The organism is Christensenella sp. (genome assembly GCF_034927525.1).
In the GTDB taxonomy this organism is placed as follows: Bacteria; Bacillota; Clostridia; order Christensenellales; family Christensenellaceae; genus Christensenella.
The window spans coordinates 1-3,628 of record NZ_JAYFPU010000333.1; the positions used below are offsets into that span (position 1 = coordinate 1).

Consider the following 3,628-nt stretch of genomic DNA (forward strand, 5'->3'; position numbering starts at 1 on the left):
GTGCGCACAAACCGCGCAGGTGGCGTATAGCCACCGGGCAGACTATCCGTGCCTGAAGCGTTCCCAAACGGCCTCAGCTTCGCCTTTCCCCAAACGACTTCACTGTGCTGCTGCGGCACGGCGCTCATATAGTTACGCAAGTTCGTCATGTGCCACGGGAAATCCGGGCTGTTTGTCAGAACGCCGATCTCATTATCCCATAGCCGAAGCCCTTGCTCCGTCTGTTCTGCCACCAGGCACCTCCCTCTCCTGTCCGTCACGATCCAGTGCAGTGGCGCGACCGTATTTGTTATGGGGTCAGGAACACTTACGATCTCTATTGCCGCAAGCGCTTCTTGCACATCGTCAGTGCTGCTGCACCTACCAAGCAGGTAATGAACGACTTCAAGCGCAGCCAGCTGCGGTCTTTTCGCTTCTTTCGATATTGCGCCGTAATGCGCATAACCGGGGAAATACAGCGTTGCCGCCGCGAAGCCTTTTTCGTTGACGCCGTCCGCAAAGGTAAGGTTCCCATTAAGCTCCTGCCCAACGCCGATAAAGCTGTATTCGTTTTGGAATGCCGTGGTCGCGAGAAGGTTTCTCCATTCACGGCCTCCGGGCACCGCGTAAATAGACGGATCGATGGCATAGGAAAAATCCATGCTTCGACCAAAGAAATTCTCCTTTTGCATCGTTTGCAGTGTCAATGCCGTACACATACGCGTTTCCCCCTTTTCGTGCCTTGTCTCAGACCGCCTTGAGCGTTACTTCAATATTGCCGCGCGTCGCCTTGGAATATGGGCACACCTCGTGCGCCTTTTCCAGCAGCTCCTGTGTTTTCTCCGCCGTCTGCCCTTCTACATGCCCTTCGATGTCCGCGCCGATCAAAAAATCAAACGGCTCCCTTTCATAAAGCGATACAACGATAGAAACCGTGCTCTTTGCCTTGATCCCCGCGCGCTGCATCACCAGCTCAAGCGCACTGTTGAAGCACGCACTATAGCCTGCTGCAAACAACTGTTCCGGGTTAGTCGCCCCGGCCTGTCCGCTTCCCGGCGCCGCGACTTTCAAATCCAGAGAATGATCCTCAGAGAATACTTCCCCCGCGCGTCCGCCGGTATTTGTCATTTTAACAGAATAAATTTTTTTCATGATATACTTTCCTTTCCTGGTACATAATTCTATTGAGTATGATTGAATTTGCATTAGTAATAACCAAAAACAGCCGATACCAAACCTTCCACAATAAAAAAGAGCCGCTTTATCAGCAGCCCTTGTGAAGATCATCGGCTTATCACGTCCATGCGGCCTGTCTCCGGATCGATCAGAAAGCCGGATACCGCGACGTCCTTTGGAATGAGCGGGTGTGTAGATACGATTCTTACTGTCTCCCTGACCGATTCCTCCGGATCATCAAACCCCTTTAGCCACTGATCCACGTCCACACCGCAATACCGGATGAATTCGATGTCCTCTTGCTTAATACCGCGCCTGAGCATTTTGCTGGTCATATCCTGCGGATGCAGGCCTTGCATCCCGCAATCGTAATGCCCGATCACAAAAATCTCGCTCACACCAAGCTCATACACCGCCACCAGCAAGCTGCGCATCACACTTCCAAACGGATGTGAGATCACGCCCCCTGCGTTTTTAATGATTTTTACGTCGCCATTCTTAAAATCGAGCGCGGCGGGCAGCAGCTCCGTGAGCCGCGTATCCATGCACGAGAGTACCGCGACCTTTTTATCCGGGTACTTGGTGGTCGTAAATTTTTCATATTCCTTCTTTTCAACAAATTCTTTGTTAAACGCAAGCATCTGTTCGACGTATGACATAATATCTCCTTTTGCCTTTCTCAACTCATTATATCCGACATTCTTTTCCTGCACAAGCTGTGTGCTGTACAAAAGAAGGAGGCGGTATCCTTACCCCCTCCTTCTAACTGGTTGACTTTTCGTTTATTGTTTTTTATGCTTATATCTGTTCCAGACCAGTGTTCCTGCCAAACCGGCTCCTGCCGCAACGATCAGCGATACATACAATCCGATATCTGTTGTGTCGTCCGTCTTAGGCACGTCTGTCGTCGTTGTCGCAGCGGCTGTTTTCCAGCCTGCGTACAATGTCATATTGCCATTCACCACATCCTGCACAAAATTCCACAGGGTCGTTCCCGCTTCGTCCACATACCATCCGGTAAACGTGTAGCCGTCCCTGGTCGGGTCTGCCGGTGCATTTATCTTGCTGCCCGCGTCGATCCCTGTAATCGCGCTGACCGCGCTGCCTCCGCGGGAATCAAACGTCACGGTATAGGTGTTCGGGTTTTCCTTCCATCCTGCATACAGAGTCCTGTTTCTGTTGATTGCCGTTGCAAAATCCCAAAGGTCTGTGGCGCCCGCGTCTTGGTACCATCCTGTAAAGGTATAGCCGTCACGGGTCGGGTCGGTCGGTCTCGCTACTGTCGACCCCGCGACCACCGATTCCGGCTCTACCGCGCTGCCGCCCTGTGAATCGAACTCGACCACATACATGATCTCGATGCCAATGTAGTTGATATCGAAGTTATTGTACGCGTAGGTAAAAGGCTGTGTGATCTGCGTTGTAGCTATCAACGAAGCGTAAAGCGCCTTATCCTCCTCCTTGATCAGGTATCCGCGTGCTGCGGTGTTATCCGCGAACACCGCGTTGAAACCAGCGGTGATATCCGCCAATGTCCCATAGATGCCGCCGCCATCCGCAAGCGCCGTATTTCCGATAATACTACCCTCGTTGAAGTCAATTTCACCAAGCGCGCTGACACCTCCGCCATTGGCCGCTGTGTTGCCGCTGATTTCTCCGCCGTTGATCTCTATGTTCTGTTGCGCATAGATACCACCGCCGAATTCTCCCGCCGTGTTGCCGGCGATCGTTCCATCTTCAAGTGTAATGATCTCCACAAACAGTCCGCCGCCGTATTCCGCTGCTCGATTCCCGGTGATCGTACCCCTCAGGACAAATACGATCGTTCCGCAGTAGCCGCCGCCGTCCCGCTGCGCTGTGTTGTTACTGATCATTCCGCCAGTTATAAACGAGTTCGGTGCAGGGCAATAGATACCACCGCCATCAAGGCCGGCGCTGTTGCCGCTGATTGTCCCGCTTCCAAGCGTAAATGCCCCTGCAGAATAGATGCCACCGCCATAGCCTGCTGTTGCGGTATTCCCTTCTACCGTAGCGGCCGTCACCAAGATCGTACCATTCACATATACGCCGCCGCCATCGTTTGCCGCCGTATTTCCGCTGATCACAGTATTGCCCGCGCTGGCACTCCCGTTCAAATAGATACCGCCGCCATTGTCTGTTGCGATATTCGCCGTGATCAAGCCACTATTTAATTGTGGTTCACCAAGAACATATACGCCGCCGCCATCCAATGCCGTGTTTCCGCTGATGGTTCCGCCGTTGATCTCAAAATCTTGCTCCGTGCGGATGCCGCCGCCATATTCACCAGCCGTATTGTTGCTGATCATTCCGTCTTCCAGCGTCATATTAATAACGAAGATACCGCCGCCGCTCTCTTCCGCGCGGTTGCCGGTCACCGTACCATTTAAGAAGTTCAGGCCCGATCCAAAAATGCCGCCGCCGTCCCGCTGTGCCGTATTGTTGCTGATGGTTC

The 3,628-nt window shown here is 52.9% G+C and carries 4 protein-coding genes; all 4 read right to left on the minus strand.

What is annotated here, in order from left to right:
• Window positions 1-698 (minus strand): linear amide C-N hydrolase (locus tag VB081_RS13420; protein ID WP_323401286.1); only part of this gene is annotated, 698 nt, incomplete at its 3' end.
• A 28-nt stretch (window positions 699-726) separates the two neighbouring features.
• A complete protein-coding gene (locus tag VB081_RS13425; protein WP_323401287.1) occupies window positions 727-1,131 on the minus strand; it encodes an organic hydroperoxide resistance protein in 405 nt (134 codons plus the stop codon).
• A 131-nt stretch (window positions 1,132-1,262) separates the two neighbouring features.
• Window positions 1,263-1,814, minus strand: coding sequence for a beta-class carbonic anhydrase (locus VB081_RS13430; RefSeq protein ID WP_323401288.1), 552 nt, complete (start codon window positions 1,812-1,814; stop codon window positions 1,263-1,265).
• Window positions 1,815-1,937: 123 nt separating this feature from the next.
• Window positions 1,938-3,628, minus strand: a 1,691-nt coding sequence (locus VB081_RS13435) for an InlB B-repeat-containing protein (protein WP_323401289.1), incomplete at its 5' end; no start/stop codon positions are given.